Below are 14,562 nucleotides of genomic sequence, written 5' to 3'. Positions count from 1 at the left end.
GGTCGGGCAGGTAGGCGTCCGGGTTGGCATCGGCCAGGGAGCGGTAGTGGCCGACGGCTTCCTCGACGGCGGCCAGGCCCTCCGCCCGCCGGCCCGTCTCGCCCAGCCGGATGGAGAGGTTGTTGAGAGCCGTGGCGAGGTAGGGCAGGTAGGCGTCCGGGTTGGTCTGGGCGAGGGTGCGGCGGATGGTGACGGCTTCCTCGACGGCGGCCAGCCCTTCCGCCCGCCGTCCCGTCTCGCCCAGCCGGATGGAGAGGTTGTTGAGAGCCGTGGCGAGGTAGGGCAGGTAGGCGTCCGGGTTGGTCTGGGCGAGGGTGCGGCGGATGGTGACGGCTTCCTCGACGGCGGCCAGCCCTTCCGCCCACCGGCCCGTCTCGCCCAGCCGGATGGAGAGGTTGTTGAGGGCGCTGGCGAGGTCGGGCAGGTAGGCGTCCGGGTTGGCATCGGCCAGGGAGCGGTAGTGGCCGACGGCTTCCTCGACGGCGGCCAGGCCCTCCCCCCGCCGGCCCACCTCACCCAGGTCGGCGGAGAGGTTGCTGAGGGCGCTGGCGAGGTCGGGCAGGTAGGCGTCCGGGTTGGTCTGGGCGAGGGTGCGGCGGATGGTGACGGCTTCCTCGACGGCGGCCAGCCCTTCCGCCCACCGGCCCGTCTCGCCCAGCCGGATGGAGAGGTTGTTGAGAGCCGTGGCGAGGTAGGGCAGGTAGGCGTCCGGGTTGGCATCGGCCAGGGAGCGGTAGCGGCCGACGGCTTCCTCGACGGCGGCCAGGCCCTCCCCCCGCCGGCCCACCTCACCCAGCCGGACGGAGAGGTTGTTGAGAGCCGTGGCGAGGTAGGGCAGGTAGGCGTCCGGGTTGGCATCGGCCAGGGAGCGGTAGCGGTCGGTGATGGTGTGAGTGAGGCGGGCGGCGGTGGTGGCGAGGCGGTGGCTGGTGCGGGGGAACTGGTAGTAGAGCGTGGTGAGGGTGTCGAGGGGGGTGTCGGGGTGGGTGGTGAGGGTGTCGAGGGCGGTGGTGAGGGGCGTGGGGTGGTCGGTGCGGGTGGCGGTGGTGATGATGTGCGCGGCCATCCTCTGGTGGTGGCGGAGGCAGAGGTCGGTGAGCTGCCCGTCGAGGCGGTTCTGGAAGACGGAGTGGGGGGCGGCGCGGGCGTAGACGGTGAGGAGTTGTTCAGTTTGGGCGTCGTCGGCGCCGTCGAGAAGGTGGTCGGCGAGGCGGGGGTTGGCCAGGAGGGCACGGCCGGTGTGGCGTTCGGCGAGCCGGTCGGGCTGGAGCGCACCCCATGGTGGTCCGCCGGGCATTGTGGCCGCTGCGGGGTAGAGGGTGGCGAGCCAGGCGGTGACCTGGTTTCGGCGGTCGCGGGGCTGGTCGGCGAGTGCGGGAAGGCGCTGCCACAGGAGATCAGCCTGGTCTCGGTCAGCGGCACCGACCAGGTGGGCTGCGGCGAGCACGGTCTCCAGTGTGTCCGTGGCAAGGGCGGGGGTGAGGCTGCGGGCTGTCGCGCTGCTCTTCCAGTAGCGGCTCTCGTGACCGAGGAGTCGGTCCTCGACGTCCTGCGCTTCCTCGTCGTCTTCGGTGTTGTTCGCGGGTTCGGTGCGGGCGGTGTCGAGGAGGTCGGCGAGGGCGGTCATGTGGAGGGTGAGCGCGTTGCCATAGGCGCCGTCGCCGAGTCGCCGGGGCGGCTGCAGGGTCGCGGCGGCCGCGCTCCAGTCGTGGCCGACGGTGCCGGGGACGGTGGGAAGCGCAAGGGCGAGGGCGTGGGCGGCGTCGCGGTAGTGGCCGGGGCGCCGTTCGGGGTCGTCCTCCAGGGCGGTGAGGCGGCGCGTGCGGGCGGTGGCCAGGATCTCCTCGGCCCGGCGGCTTCCCGTCCGGGCCTGTTGCCACCAGTCGCCGGCGGTGCGGGCCAGGAGGAGGAGCTTGAACGGGTTGGTGCCGGGGTGTTCGGCGGCGGCGTCGACTAGCGCGGCGAGTTGTTCGGGGCGTGTTTCGGCGTAGTCGAGGACGATCAGCAGCGGCCTGGCTGCCCGCCGCACCTCCAGTAGCTGGTCGGTGCGGGCGGCGGCGCGCGGCCACAGCACGGTCCAGCCCTGCGTGGTGAGCTGGTGGCCGAGGTGGTGGGCGAGGCGGGTCTTGCCCTGTCCGCCGGGGCCGTGCAGCAGCCACGCCCCGAAACCGTCCCGACCGCACCACGTCTCCAGCTCGGCGAGCAGAGCCTCCCGGCCGTGGAAGGGGACGATCTGGCGTCCGGCCTCCAGCAGGGCGGCCGGTGTCACCGGGGCGCGCCGGGTGGCGAGGTTGCCGGTGGGGTCGGCGATGTCCTGGAACTCCACCGCCGCCAGCCCGATTGCCGGGCCGCCGCCGCACTCGGTGAGGGCGGTGCGGAAGGCGGGGTCGTGGTGGAGGACGTAGGAGGGGACGACGTTGAGGCGGCCGTGGGCGGAGTGGGCGCGGTCGGAGGCGACGACGCCCGTCAGGTAGCGGTCGCAGAACACCACCGCCCCCGACAGACCGCCCCACGGCGACGTCCCGTCACCCGGCCACCCAGAGCCAGGGGTGCGCAGGTCCATGACGTACTGGTTGCCGACGAAGCCGCTGCCCGGATTCACCTCGCCGTGCAGCTGTACGGCTTCGACGGGGCGGTCGGGGCGTTGGGCCTCGTCGGGGACGCCCCAGGTCTCGCAGGGGGCGCCTGGACGGGTGGTGTCCGGCCGTCCCCACCGCACAGGCGCCGTGGGTGGCCGCCAGTGCGGGGAGCTAGCGACGAGAACGAGCGCCGCGTCGTCGCGCCCGCCCGGGGCGCCTGCCCACACCACCGTCCCGGCCGCGCTGCCGCTGCCGCTGCCGGCAGGGTGGTAGACCTTCACCTTGGTGCCAGCGGGTCCGGTGACGTGGGCGGAGGTGAGGACCAGGCGGCCGCCGACCGCGTACCCCGATCCGCGCCCGCCCGGGCCGTTCACCCCGGCAAGTCGTACCCGCTCCACCCATGCCCCCTACCATCCAGTCCTGCGTACCACTGTGTGGCCGCGGCCGGACGACGGGGCGTCGGCCGCGCTCCGGTCCTCAGTCGCTGATGCGCCCGGTGGTGTCGCCGGGCCCGTCCGGGCGCTCCTGTGCGGAGCTGACGAGGAGGTCGCCTCCGTCGGGGCGCTTGGGGGTGAGAGTGAGGGAGACCCGGTGGGTGCGGCCGCGGGAGAGCCCGGCCTCGGTCTCTGCCCCCACCGCGAACAGCTTGAACCCGGCCTTGGCCTTCGCGTCCGCGCGCAGCTCGACCTCGAACTCCATCTCCACCGGCCCGACCGCGAACACCACCTGCGGGGCGTCACCCGCCCGCGCGGCTGCCTCCAGCAGTTCGTCGCGGACCGCCGCGACCGTGTCCGCCAGCGGAACATCCATCAAAGCCCACCCCTTTGAGCACCCGACCGTGCGGTCCTGCCGATGCGGACACCGTAGAGCCCGCGCGGTGGCCCGCGCAGGGGAAAGGCGACTTCGCCCGGACCAACCCGCCAGCCGCCCCGGGGCAGGCGGGCGGCCCGACCGTCGGCTACGCGCAGGTGTCGAGCATCTCGACGAGTGCGCTCTTCTCGGGCTCGGTGACGGACAGGCCGTAGACATGCTTGATGTCGGTCCAGGCACGGGAGTAGGTGCACCAGTACGACCGCAGCGGCGGCCGCCACTGGTCCGGGCTCTTGTCCGCCTTCGCCCTGTTCGAGGCGGCGGACACCGCGACCAGCTGGCTGTGGGTCAGGTCGTTGGCGAACTCCTTGCGCTTGTCCGTGGTCCAGGTGTCCGCACCCGACCTCCACGAAGCGGCAAGTGGAACCAGGTGATCGATGTCGAGGGCCTTGGCGTCGGTGAAGGTCTTGTCGTCGTAGGGGCTCACCCAGGTGCCGGAGACGGCGCGGCACTGATCGTCCTGGAGGACGTCCTGGCCGTCGCGGGCGAGAACGACCTCACGGGTGTCGCAGGTGCCGTACTGCTTGATCCAATGTGGGAACTTCTCGCGGGTGTACCCCTCCATGGAGTGCGGAGCCTCCACGGTCAGCTGGTCGAGTTCGGTCCGGGCCTGCTCGACTGGAGGCGGCTCGGGCAGCTGACGGTGCTGGGCGACAACCGCAGAAGTGGCCACCGGCGCTGCTGCTGCGGCCGGGGCGGCTGCGGGGACCAGAGTGAGGGCGAGCGCCGCGACGGCGGTGGCGCTGCGGCGCCACCAGGCAGAAGTGATCATGCCGCAAGGGCTACCGGTCTGGGGCTGCCGACCGTCGTACCGTCACTCGAAGGTCGGCGTGGCGCCATTCACATTGACGCGGACCGGCCGGAGGTTCGGGCCTGGAGGTAGGCGGTCCAGTCGGTCACGGCTCGGGCACGCCATCGTGTGAGGGTGCTGAGGCTGAGACCGAGCATGGGGGCGAGGACGGCCGGGGGCATGTCCTGGGCGAGTTGAACAAGCGCGGTTGCTCGGGCCGGGCGGCTTGGAATGCCGTGGGTGGTGAGGCGACGCACCAGTGCGCCGCCGGTGATGTGTCGGCCGGGCTCGGTCGAGGGGAAGAGCCAAAGGTTGGGGTGATTCCCCGCCCAGCCAGGGGGCCGGGCAGGCGAATGGGCACGCGGTCCAGGAACAGGACGGTCTCCCCGGCCTGCTCGGCCACGGCGTCGGTCGGCAGGGCGGCGATCCGGGTGACCTCCTGGCCGAACAGGTAGAGGACGGCGCCGGCGGCTCGGACGTCGGGCGGCAGGTCAGTGTCGGTGAGGCACTGGTGAAGGATCTCCCAGTGGGAGTCGTCGTCCAGGGTGACGGGGTCGGGCCGGGGCCGGACGGGAACGTCGAGGCGGCGGGCGTGGCCGCGGCGGGTTGCCCAGAGGAGGAAGTCCCGGACTTCGTAGCGGGTGCTGCGGCCATCGGCCAGCCACTGGTCGATGTCGTGCTGGGTGACGTCGGCCAGGGCAAGCCCTGCTGCCCCCATGGTGGACAGGAGGTCGGCGGCGGTGTTGATCCGCGTCTGGGCCCAGCGCAGGCGGTTGGCGGTGGCGTGCGCGCGGTCGCTGCGGCGGCGGGCGCGGGGCACCAGCGACCAGCGGACGTAGGACCGAAGCAAGAGGGCATGCGCGGGGTGACGGTCGAGGACGCGGATGAGGTGGCGTTCGACACGGGCGGGGATCTCGTCGCGTTCGGGCAGGGCCTGGTGTGCGAGCAGGACGCCACGCAGGTAGTCGACGACCCGGGCACCGCCGCGGCCTTCGGCGGACGCCAGGCCGTCCAGGTCCTCGTGTGTCAGCGCCCGCCCGTCGGCGACAGCGTCCGCCAGGAGCATGGCGGAGCGGGAGTTCCGCAGCCAGTTCAGTGCGGTCGCGGGCCTGTCGCATACGGCCAGGGCGGAGCGCATCTTCGCGTACTGGTCCTCCGGTCCTGCGAGGCGGCCGTCGAAGAGGTCGGCGAGGTGGTCGTGGAGGGTGCAGCGGTCGCACAGGCCGTGGACGTTGTAGGAGCGGGGGCTCGTGCAGCGGGGGCAGGCGTACGGGTCGGGGTGGCCGGCGCATGAGCCGCAGACCCACGTTCCGTCCTGGCGGGCGATCAGTACGCGCGGCTTCTCGCAGGCCGGGCAGGTGCCGGGGTGGGTGCGGGCCCGGCGGTAGCAGGGTTTGCAGACCGGGCCGAGCGGCCAGCGGGCGCCCACCGGTGCGCTGGTGGTGCACAGCGCGCACGGCGCCGGCGGCCTCGGGCGGCAGGTGCCGCACGGGTCCATCGGGGCGGGCTTGCCGCAGGCCGAGCAGGACCGGGTGGCGGCAACCTGGAGGCGTCGGCAGCTCCCGCAGGTCTGCCGGGAGGGCCGGGGGCGTACCTCGCCGCACACCGTGCAGGGGCCGACGTTGCCGCGGAGGGTGAGCGTGCCTTCGCATCCTCGGCAGACCCGGCCGCCGGGAACTGCCAGCCGCAGCGGACGGACGCGCCCGCACCGCAGACAGGCCGGCGGCCGGACACCGGGGACGCCGACCTCGCCGAGCGTGGAGATCAAGGCCTGGACGGATCGCGGAGCGTCGGACGCTCCGCTGACCAGCGCGTCGGGGTGGCGCGCGAGGTGGGCACGGGCGCGGCCGCGGGCGGACGGCGTCATCCCGGCAACGATCCGGGCCGCATCCTCGCTCGGCAGGTCGGGCAGGAACGCGGTGATCCGGCCGGCGAGCTCCACCCACTCCAGGGGCGGCCCCGCCCGGCGGGCGCTCACAAGCCCTCCGGGCGCTGTACCCGCACCCGCCGTACGGGCGGGACCTCGGTGACGGAGGCGGTCTCACCCGAGGCCGTTGGCTTCGCGACCTGGCGACGGACCTCCTTCACCGTGACCAGGTCTCCCGGTGTGCAGCCGAGGATCCCACACAGCGCGGCAAGGGTGTCCATCGACAGGCGCTGCGGGGGCTGGGTGACCAGCCGGAACACCTGCTCGCGCGACAAGTGCACGCCGTACTCGGCCAGCTTTGGCACCAGGTCCGTCGTCTGGTACATGCCCTGATCGGCCATCAGCCGGCGCAGGTTCCACTCGAAGCCCATCCTCTTCATCACCGCGGCCTCAGCCCCTCTTCGTTCGTGTGCTCCAGGCGCCGGGCCATCGAGGCCTCCAGCAGCCGGTTGCGGTACTCGTCCGACACCCACGTGTACAACGCCGTCGTCGACGCGTAGACGTGGCCGACCTGCTGCTGGACGAACCGCTCCGGATAGCCGAACTCGATCAGGTGCGTGATGTAGGTGTGCCGCAGGCAGTGCAGCTCCAGCTCGCTCGGCAGACCGGCGTGGTCGCGGACTGCGGCGAAGACCTCGTCCAGGCGGCGAACGCCGATCCGGCCGCACCGCTCGGTCACCCACAGCGCCGGATGCCCGCCCGGGGAGAAGCCGTCGCGGACCTCGTCCACCCACTCTTCGAGGACGGGGACGATCCAGTCGACCTCCGGCACCGTGAGCACCGTGCGTCGCTTGGGCGGGCTGCCGCGCGAGGCCTTGCCGTGCCGCACCTCCAGCGCGCCGAAGCGCCCGTACTGCTTCGCCCGAGGGTTGTGCCGCAGGTCCGGCAGGTCCAGCATCGCCGTCTCGCGCCGCCGGGTCCCGTACGCGTAGACCTGTTTGATCATGACCGCGTCCCGCCACGCGGCCAGCATCCCCTTGCGGCGGCGCTTGCGCTTCTGCTCGACCAGGTCGTCGGCGGCGTCGAAGAGCGTCTGCAGTTCGTCGTAGGTCAGCGCCCGCCGTCCGGGCCTGCCCTCGTACTCGGCGACGTGGTCGGCGGTGTTCCAGTCGTGGCACACCTGCACCGGGATCTGCCCGAACGCCTCCTCGCAGGCCGAAGCCCAGCCGTAGCGGCCGTCCGTGATGAACGCGCAGAACATCTGCAGGTCGCCCTGCTGGCCGCGCACCGTCGAATGCGCCAGCGGCGAGGCACCCGACAACTGGTGCGAGAAGTACGCCTCGACGTCCTCCGCGGTCCACTCCCACGGATACGTTGCCGTGAACAGCGCGAACCGACGCACCAGGCTCAGCCGGTCACCGATCGTCTTCTTCGCCAGCAGCCGGCTCTGCTGCTGTTTCTCCCACCCGCGCAGCATCGCGTCGAACATCGCCGGCGCCGGGTCCAGAGCCCGCACGTTCCCCGGCACGACCAGCCGGAACGCACCCGGCACATCGACAGTCCGCACGGCCACTCCCACGGTTGCACCTGATGCAACATCGTGGCGTTGGGTGCACATCGCCCGAGGCCAGATACCCCGGCATCACCTGAACGAACGACCCACCCGAACATCTCTGACCAGGTCACGGCCGTGCCCACCCCGCGCGGAGTTGATGCACCCAGCGCAACTCCGCCTACTTGGAGTCCCAGGCCTCGGCCAGCGGCACGACATGGTCGACATCCAACAGCTTGGCGTCGGCCAGGACCAGGTCGTCGTACTTCGACAACCACGTGCCGCCCGTCAACGCGCAGCCCGCGCCGATCGCCGGCGCGGTGACCGCCTCCGCGATCAGCACCTCCGCCCGGGTGTTGCAGCCGTTCTTGTCCGCGTCGATCCAGTGCCGGAACTTCGTGCGCTCGTACCCGGTGCGGTCCTCGGGCGCCACGGGCAGCGCGTCGATCGCCTCCCGCAGCGTGGTGGTGACCTCCTCCCCCGCCGCCCGATGCTGCGCTGCGGCGGGGATTGCCGCACCGGGAACGATGGTGCCGACGGCACTGGCCGGGACGGCCAGCAGCACGGCGGCCGCGGCGGACAGGGCGGCGGCGAAAATGGGACGGATGCGCACGGGCAGCACTCTCCAGAGGAACCGGGTACGGGCAGCAGTACTCGGCCCAACCCCCGTCACCCGAACCCGGTTGCGGCCGACCGCCGACCATCACCCGCACGAGATCCGAAGACACTGACAGACAGGCGCACGGCACGTCGGCAACTGCCTGTACGGAACGGTGTCAGGACACGGTCCTGGTCGTCCCGCTCGGCCGGGGCGACGTCCTCGGCGGGCGGCCGCGGCAGGTGCGTGACGCCAGTGAGATGGCGACGCCGGTGCAACCGGCCTTCTCCCGGGAGGCTGCTGGCGTGGTGTTGCTCGAACCGCGGTGTCAGCGGCTTGGCGGCCGGGTCCAAGCAGAGCTCCTCGCGCAACTCCGGAGCAGCGTGGCGGCCGGCTGTTCGTCGGTGTGGGCCGGCCCGGAGAACATGCTTCGGTGAGGCGACGGAAAGACCCCGACCTGGGGGTTCTCCACTTGAAGGGGGGCTTTCGCGCCGGTCCTGGGCCGTCAGTCGGTCGGCTCGCCGTCTTCCTCTGGGCTCCAGCAGACCCCTGTTCCGAACGCCAGGAACCGTGGCCGGAAGGCGGAGTCAGCGGCCCACGATGTCAACCCCGCGCCCAGAACGGCGTCACAGCCTTGTTCCGCCCCGCGCTGCCGGAGACTCTGCCAGGCCGGCTCCGGCGAATGCGCGGGCTCTCCGGCAAGTACCGCTACCTGCCGGTGCGGACGCTGCGCCGTCGGCGACGTGGAGACGAACACCGATGCTGCTGGCCCTGCCACCAGGACCGCGAGGAGCGGCTGACATCAAGCACGTCTACGGCCTGTCCGTCACCGAGGCCGAGAAGAACGCCCTCAACGCACCACTCGCGGTCACGCTGCCGAACTGATCTGCCGCAACTGCGAAGCCACCCCTGCACCGTCGTCGTGGCACACCGCCCAAAAGCCTGGCAGCGGCCAAGCAGCACCCGGTGGATGCGGTTTGCATGTCGTGTTCGAGCACGCCGACCGGGTGCTGGGGGTCTGCGTATGCCTGGCGGGCCGTGAGGTTGTTATGCCTGTTCGAGGAGGAAGTCGTAGTAGTCGGTTGGGCCGGTCAGAACAGCCTGGAAGTAGAGGGGTTCGCCGTCGGTGTCGAGGGGGACCTCGTGTCCGGCGGTGCGGGTGAAGCCGAGTGAGAGCTTGGGGATGGTCCAAAAGCTCGGCTCGTTGTGGAGGACGGTCTCACCCATCGCCTCCAGTTGCTGGATGAGCTGGAGGGCCGGGGTGCGGAACACGTCGATGCCACGAAAGCGGACGGTGATCTCCTCTGGGCCGGGCCGCGGGTTCCATACTTCGGCGGCGCGCAGCGTCTTGCCCCGCTCCATGTGGAAGACGATCTCGAACTGGGGGTGGAGGGCGGTGACGCGCATGGGGCGGAAGGTGCTGGTGGACCCCTCGTTGGACACCTTGACCTGGCCGAGGCGGGCGGCGGCCTGCTTGAGGTCGTCGGTGGGCATGCCGATGGGGAAGCCGGTGATTCCGTGCGGCGGGTCGAGTTCGATGTCCATGGCGGTCATTTTAGGAGGCAGGTACGGATCTTCCAGCCGTTGTCGGAGAGGTACTTCTGGAAGGACTTGTTGTGGGGCAGGGAGTCGACCATCTCCTTGATCGCGGCGTCGTACTTGGTGCCGTGGATCTTGCGGATCATGCCGATGTCCATCTTCATCGCGACGTCGAATTTTCCTTGGGCGATCAAGGCGCGTTGCTTGGCCCGCCACGCGATGCCCTCGTGGCTGCTGCCGGTGCTGATGAAGTCGCGGTGGTCGTCGTAGTCCATCCGGATCGCCGGCCCGGGCCCTTCGCCGAGCACGGAGCTGCCGACGCCCAGGTAGGAGTTCCGGGCTGGGATGTGGTTGCGCTCGTAGCGGTTGTTGTCGCTGCCATCGGTCCAGTTGCTGGGCCTCAGGCTGTAGTGGGATCCGCCCCAGCCGACGGGCTGCCGTTTGGGGGAGAGGCCCAGCGGGTCGACGAAGAACAGGGGGTTGGGCACGTAGGCGTGCGGGTTGGGACCACCGTCCACGCCGAGGGGGTCGCTGCTGAGGTAGCGGCCGGTCGACGGGTCGTAGTAACGGAAGTAGTTGTATCCGAGCCCTGATTCCGGGTCGTGGTACTGGCCGGGTCGGCCGAGCGGGCAGGTCACGGAGTTGTCGGCGCCTTCGCGCCGTCGCCCCCATAGGTCCGATTCGTCGGACCAGGCGATCTGTCCGTCGGTGGTGACCAGTTCGCTGGGCGCGTCCACCAGGTCCGTGACAATGGCGTAGAAGCGCTCGTCGATGCCTTGCCGGTCTTGTTGCCAGGCTCGTTCGGTCTGGGTCAGGGGCTTCCACGCGCCGGGGTCCCAGTCCCAGGTGACGCTGTGTCGGGTGCCGTCGGGGAGGGCCCGGTACTGTTCGGTGAGCTGGGTTCCGTCCCATGCGAAGTGGGTCCGCTCGAGTTCGCTGCCGTCCTCGGCGAGGCGCCACTTGGCGGTGCGTCGGCCCAGGGGGTCGTAGCTGTAGGCCCATGAGCCGCGGTCGGGTGTGTCGAGACCGACGAGTTGGTCTTCGGCGTTCCAGGTGTACCGCCACTCGCGGCGCTGGCCGGACAGGGTGCGTGCCAGACGGCGCACCAGGCGGCCTTGGTCGTCGTACTCGTAGGAGGTGCGTCCGGCTGCGTGCAGCAGGGATCCCTGGTAGGCGCGTTCGCCGTTTGTCGGGTTGTCGGGTGTGCGGGTGTCGTGGGCGTGGGTGATGTTCCCGAGCCGGTCGTAGGCGTAGGTTTCGTTCCAGGTGTCGGCGCTGACCTTGGTGACGCGTCCGGCGGGGGTCAGTTCGAAGGTGTGGTGGCCGCCGCGGAGTCGGTCGGTGACGGCCGCCGGCATTCCGTCTGCGCGGTAGCTGTAGGTGCGCTGCTGGACGTTTGTGTACCCGCCGGATGCCTGAGCGCTTGGGTCGGAGGCCCAGATCGACTGGCCGCTGAGGCGGTCGCAGGGGTCCCAGGTCTGGGTCAGCGCGGCACCGGCGCCGAGGTAGCGGGTGGTCTCGCGGCCGCCGCCGTCGTAGGCGAAGGTGAGGGCCGCCAGCTGGTTCGCCAGCGTGGTGGGCCTGCCGGCGGCGTCGTAGGTCCAGGTGGAGGTGATGCCGGTCGGCGTGGTGCGGCTGGTGCGGCGACCTGCTGCGTCGTAGGTGAAAGACGTGGTTCGCCCATCTACCGTCTCGCTCACCACGCGGCCGAGTGCGTCGTGCGTGTAGTCGAGGACGCTTGTCCCTGTCCTGACCTGGGACAGGCGTCCGAGGGCGTCGTAGGCCAGCGCCGTGGTGGTGCCCTCGTGGTTGCGGCGTTCGGCGAGCCGGCCCTGGAGGTCGTAGGTGAAGGTGGTGGTCCGCCCGGCCGTGTCGGTGGTGGTCAGCAGTTGGTCGGCGCCGTCGAGGCGGTAGGTCAGCTCGCGGCCGTTGAAGTCGCTTTCGCCGATGAGGTGCCCGGCCTGGTCGTAGCGGTAGCGCCAGGCGGCGCCGTTTGTGGCGACCGACAGGAGTTGCAGTTCGGTGTCGTACTCGAATCGCTGCTCCTCTCCGTCGGGGAGGGTGCGCGCGGCGAGTTTTCCGAACGGGCCGATCGTGAGGGCGGTGATCGCGCCGGCGTGCTCGTGACGGACGAGGTTGCCCTCGGGGTCGTACTCCCACGTCTCACGGGTGCCGTCGGGCAGACGGCGCTCGGTGATGTGTCCTTCGGTGCGGCGGGTCAGCGAGGTGGTCGCGCCCAGGGCGTCGGTGAACGTGGCGATGCGGCCGAACGTGTCGTAGGTGGCGTGGGTGGTCGTGCCGGCGGCGTCGGTGATCGCCGTGGTCAGGCCGGCCGGGTTGCTCTCCAGGCGCTGCGTGTGGCCGAGGGCGTCGGTGACCGCCAGAAGTCGTCCCTGTGAATCGTACTGACGCGTCGTCGTGGCACCGGCCGCGTCCGTCGAGGTGATCAGGTTGCCGCGCGGGTCGTAGTCGAATGTGGCGACCGTGGTACCGCCTTGGGTTACGGACGCCACCTGCCGCAGTTTGGTGTAGGCCAGCTCGATGACGCTGCCGCCGGGCTCGGTGATCCGGACGGGGTCGCCGTGGTCGTCGAGGACGAGGAGTGTGGTGCGGCCGATCTCGTCGGTGCGGCTGACGACGCGGCCCGCCTCGTCGTAGCCCGTGAGTGTGGTGTTGCCGAGCGGGTCGACGGTCCGGTGGACCCTGTGCTGCTCGTCGTAGTGGTATTCGGTGTCGTGGCCGAGACTGTCGGTGGCCACCGTCACCCGTAGGTCGGTGTCGTAGCGGAAGGAGGCGGAAAGGATCCCGTCCTGGCCGATGCCGCGGACGGCCCGCCCGGCCTGGTCGTATTCGTATTCGTAGCTCTGACCGTTGCGGTCGATCCAGGCGGTCATCCGGTTCGCGTCGTCGTACTCGTACACGTACGGCAGGCCGGAGGAGTTGACGATTCCGGCGAGTTGGCCCTGCGGGTAGTACTGGTAGCCGACCACGGTGGTTCCGAGGCCGCTGTGGGTGCCGTCCAGCAGCCGGAGGGCTTCGGCGCGCACGCCGTTGGACGTGATGATCGTGTCGACGGCGACGCGGTAGCCTCCGCTGTGCCGGACCTCGAGCAGCGTGCCCTCCTCGTCGCGGACGAACTCGACGCGGTGGCCGTTGCGGTCCGTGAGCGCGGAGATCGGTCGGGTCTCGCCCATCCGGTAGGCACCCTGGCCTGGGCCGGTGAAGTGCCTCACGAGGCCGCGGTCGGGGTCCTCGATCCGGAAGTCACCCGTCTGGGAGTCCCATGTCAGCGGCCACCGGGCACCGGCTTCCGGTTGAACGGGGCTGCCGACCTGGGGAAAGGGATAGTGGAGGATCTGCGCGTCGTCCCCGGCGAAGTGCAGGCCGCTTCCGTCGATCTCGACCCGCTGGTCGAGCGTCGAGGACCAGCCCGGGCCGAACAGGCGCCCGCCCACGTAGTCGGAGGCGTAGGCGCGGCGCAGGACGACCGACAACAGGCCCGGCAGAACGAGATCGGTCTCCGAGGTGATCACCTGCCCGGAGACGACATCCACCGGGTCGCCCGCGGTGTGGCAGCCGATGTTGCCGTCGACACCCTGCCCGCGCCGTCCGCCACGCCCCAGCGAGCCCTTGCCACCACCGCGTCCGCTGCTGGTCCGGGGGTGAGGGAGGCTGCCCGTGCCCTCGCCCTTGAGGATCTTCTCCAGATCCTTGACGTGCTTCTCCTCGACCTCCCGAACGTTCTTGGCGACCTTCTTCAGGTTGTCGCCAGCGTGCCGGTAGAAGTTCTTCAGCGCCTTGCCGGCGTCCTCCGCGAGGGTCTTGCCGAGCTTCTGCGCCCCGTGTTCGAGTGCTTTGACGATCTGGTTGCTCATTCGAAGCTCACCCCCGCGATCTTGGACTGGAACATCTGCGCGTGGCCGGCGACGGTCTCCGCCTGCTCGTGCATCATCCGGGCGTGCTCGTCCAGCGCGTCCGGATCGATCTGAAAGCCGGAACCTCCGCCGCCGTCGGCGGACACCCCGAGCGCGGACTCCGCCGCCTGGAACACCATTCCCTGCACCGCGTTCGCCACTGTGTCCACCAGCGGACCGATCGCAGCCTCCACCACCTGGCCGATGATGTACTGCTCCAACTGCTGCTCGAGGTAGTTGATCAGGCGCTTCGCGGTCTCCTCGATCAGGATCACCGCCGCCTCGGCGGCGCCGAGGGTGGCGACCGCCGCGGCCTGGTCGGCGATGAACGCCGCCGCCAGAGCAACGAGTTCACCGATCGTCTCCAGCTTCATCGCGACAATCACGTCCGCCGCAATGTCCAGCGCGTCCGCAACCACGTGGCAGGCCTGCACCAGTTCGTTCAAGTGACTGTCCGAGATCGACGCCCACTTCGCCAACAGCGCCTCGTACGACGCGCCCTGATACGCCTGCCCCAAACGCTGAATCGTGGACGTCGACTGCTGGTGGACCGACTCGACGTTCTGCGCGAACTCCCGCACATGCGAGCCGAACTCGCGCACCTTGTCCTCGTTCACCGTCGGCCAGTTGATACCGATGAACGACAGGAACTCCACCACCTCGCCCGGCAGTTCGATTGCCACAGCACGACCTCCCCCGACAGCGACCAGAACTGAACAGACAGTAGTCGACGGCTAGGACTCGCCGTCACGGCAGTTCCAGGTTCGTGACGCAGAGCCCCAGATCCGTGCCTGCAGACTGTCTGACCGGCTCCACTGCTGCCAGAGTCGTCTCGGTATGCGCCCCTCCAGTG

11 protein-coding genes are annotated in these 14,562 nt (G+C 70.6%); 1 reads left to right on the top strand and 10 read right to left on the bottom strand.

From position 1 onward, the window contains the following. The 7 genes from ACGFWJ_RS27350 to ACGFWJ_RS27320 all read right to left on the bottom strand — a co-directional run. Positions 1 to 2,977: tetratricopeptide repeat protein (locus ACGFWJ_RS27350; protein WP_392954349.1), on the bottom strand; the 2,977-nt coding region annotated here is incomplete at its 3' end. A 79-nt stretch (positions 2,978 to 3,056) separates the two neighbouring features. Further along, a complete protein-coding gene (locus tag ACGFWJ_RS27345; RefSeq protein WP_392954347.1) occupies positions 3,057 to 3,389 on the bottom strand; it encodes a trypco2 family protein in 333 nt (110 codons plus the stop codon). Positions 3,390 to 3,537: 148 nt separating this feature from the next. After that, complete coding sequence (locus ACGFWJ_RS27340) at positions 3,538 to 4,221, bottom strand: HNH endonuclease family protein (protein WP_392954345.1); 684 nt, start codon at positions 4,219 to 4,221, stop codon at positions 3,538 to 3,540. Between the two features lie 68 nt (positions 4,222 to 4,289). Then, positions 4,290 to 4,421, bottom strand: coding sequence for a hypothetical protein (locus ACGFWJ_RS27335; RefSeq protein ID WP_392954343.1), 132 nt, complete (start codon positions 4,419 to 4,421; stop codon positions 4,290 to 4,292). A 1,792-nt stretch (positions 4,422 to 6,213) separates the two neighbouring features. Continuing rightward, entirely contained in the window at positions 6,214 to 6,549 is a 336-nt protein-coding gene (locus ACGFWJ_RS27330) for a helix-turn-helix domain-containing protein (RefSeq protein ID WP_392954341.1), read from the bottom strand. Continuing rightward, entirely contained in the window at positions 6,546 to 7,673 is a 1,128-nt protein-coding gene (locus ACGFWJ_RS27325) for a tyrosine-type recombinase/integrase (RefSeq protein WP_392954339.1), read from the bottom strand. Before ACGFWJ_RS27325 ends, ACGFWJ_RS27330 begins: the two co-directional genes overlap by 4 nt. Before the next feature lie 166 nt (positions 7,674 to 7,839). After that, the gene (locus tag ACGFWJ_RS27320; RefSeq protein ID WP_392954337.1) at positions 7,840 to 8,271 is read right to left on the bottom strand and encodes a hypothetical protein; all 432 of its coding nucleotides are present in this window, start codon (positions 8,269 to 8,271) and stop codon (positions 7,840 to 7,842) included. A gap of 744 nt (positions 8,272 to 9,015) precedes the next feature. On the opposite strand from ACGFWJ_RS27320, the gene ACGFWJ_RS27315 reads away from it, so the two are divergent. Beyond that, positions 9,016 to 9,141: a hypothetical protein gene (locus tag ACGFWJ_RS27315; RefSeq protein ID WP_392954335.1), complete on the top strand. Its 126-nt coding sequence runs from the start codon at positions 9,016 to 9,018 to the stop codon at positions 9,139 to 9,141. 162 nt (positions 9,142 to 9,303) lie between these two features. Here ACGFWJ_RS27315 and ACGFWJ_RS27310 read toward each other — a convergent pair whose 3' ends face one another. The 3 genes from ACGFWJ_RS27310 to ACGFWJ_RS27300 are packed head-to-tail and all read right to left on the bottom strand — an operon-like array spanning position 9,304 to position 14,392. After that, positions 9,304 to 9,801: a hypothetical protein gene (locus ACGFWJ_RS27310; RefSeq protein ID WP_392954333.1), complete on the bottom strand. Its 498-nt coding sequence runs from the start codon at positions 9,799 to 9,801 to the stop codon at positions 9,304 to 9,306. A gap of 5 nt (positions 9,802 to 9,806) precedes the next feature. Then, positions 9,807 to 13,670 carry an RHS repeat-associated core domain-containing protein gene (locus ACGFWJ_RS27305; protein WP_392954331.1) on the bottom strand — a complete coding sequence of 1,288 codons (3,864 nt, stop codon included), beginning with the start codon at positions 13,668 to 13,670 and terminating at the stop codon, positions 9,807 to 9,809. Then, positions 13,667 to 14,392 carry a WXG100 family type VII secretion target gene (locus tag ACGFWJ_RS27300; protein ID WP_392954330.1) on the bottom strand — a complete coding sequence of 242 codons (726 nt, stop codon included), beginning with the start codon at positions 14,390 to 14,392 and terminating at the stop codon, positions 13,667 to 13,669. Before ACGFWJ_RS27300 ends, ACGFWJ_RS27305 begins: the two co-directional genes overlap by 4 nt. Between the last annotated feature and the right edge of the window lie 170 nt (positions 14,393 to 14,562).

The sequence above is a fragment of the Kitasatospora sp. NPDC048407 genome (assembly GCF_043200475.1).
Taxonomy (GTDB): Bacteria; Actinomycetota; Actinomycetes; order Streptomycetales; family Streptomycetaceae; genus Kitasatospora.
Note: the sequence above shows the minus strand (reverse complement) of the source record. Positions and strands in the feature narration are given on the sequence as shown.

Excerpts from the sequence above, each read along its gene's own strand:
- ACGFWJ_RS27345 (WP_392954347.1), bottom strand. The coding sequence starts at position 3,389 with ATGGATGTTCCGCTGGCGGACACGGTCGCGGCGGTCCGCGACGAACTG.
- ACGFWJ_RS27340 (WP_392954345.1), bottom strand. The coding sequence starts at position 4,221 with ATGATCACTTCTGCCTGGTGGCGCCGCAGCGCCACCGCCGTCGCGGCG.
- ACGFWJ_RS27335 (WP_392954343.1), bottom strand. The coding sequence starts at position 4,421 with ATGCCCCCGGCCGTCCTCGCCCCCATGCTCGGTCTCAGCCTCAGCACC.
- ACGFWJ_RS27315 (WP_392954335.1), top strand. The coding sequence starts at position 9,016 with ATGCTGCTGGCCCTGCCACCAGGACCGCGAGGAGCGGCTGACATCAAG.
- ACGFWJ_RS27310 (WP_392954333.1), bottom strand. The coding sequence starts at position 9,801 with ATGGACATCGAACTCGACCCGCCGCACGGAATCACCGGCTTCCCCATC.
- ACGFWJ_RS27305 (WP_392954331.1), bottom strand. The coding sequence starts at position 13,670 with ATGAGCAACCAGATCGTCAAAGCACTCGAACACGGGGCGCAGAAGCTC.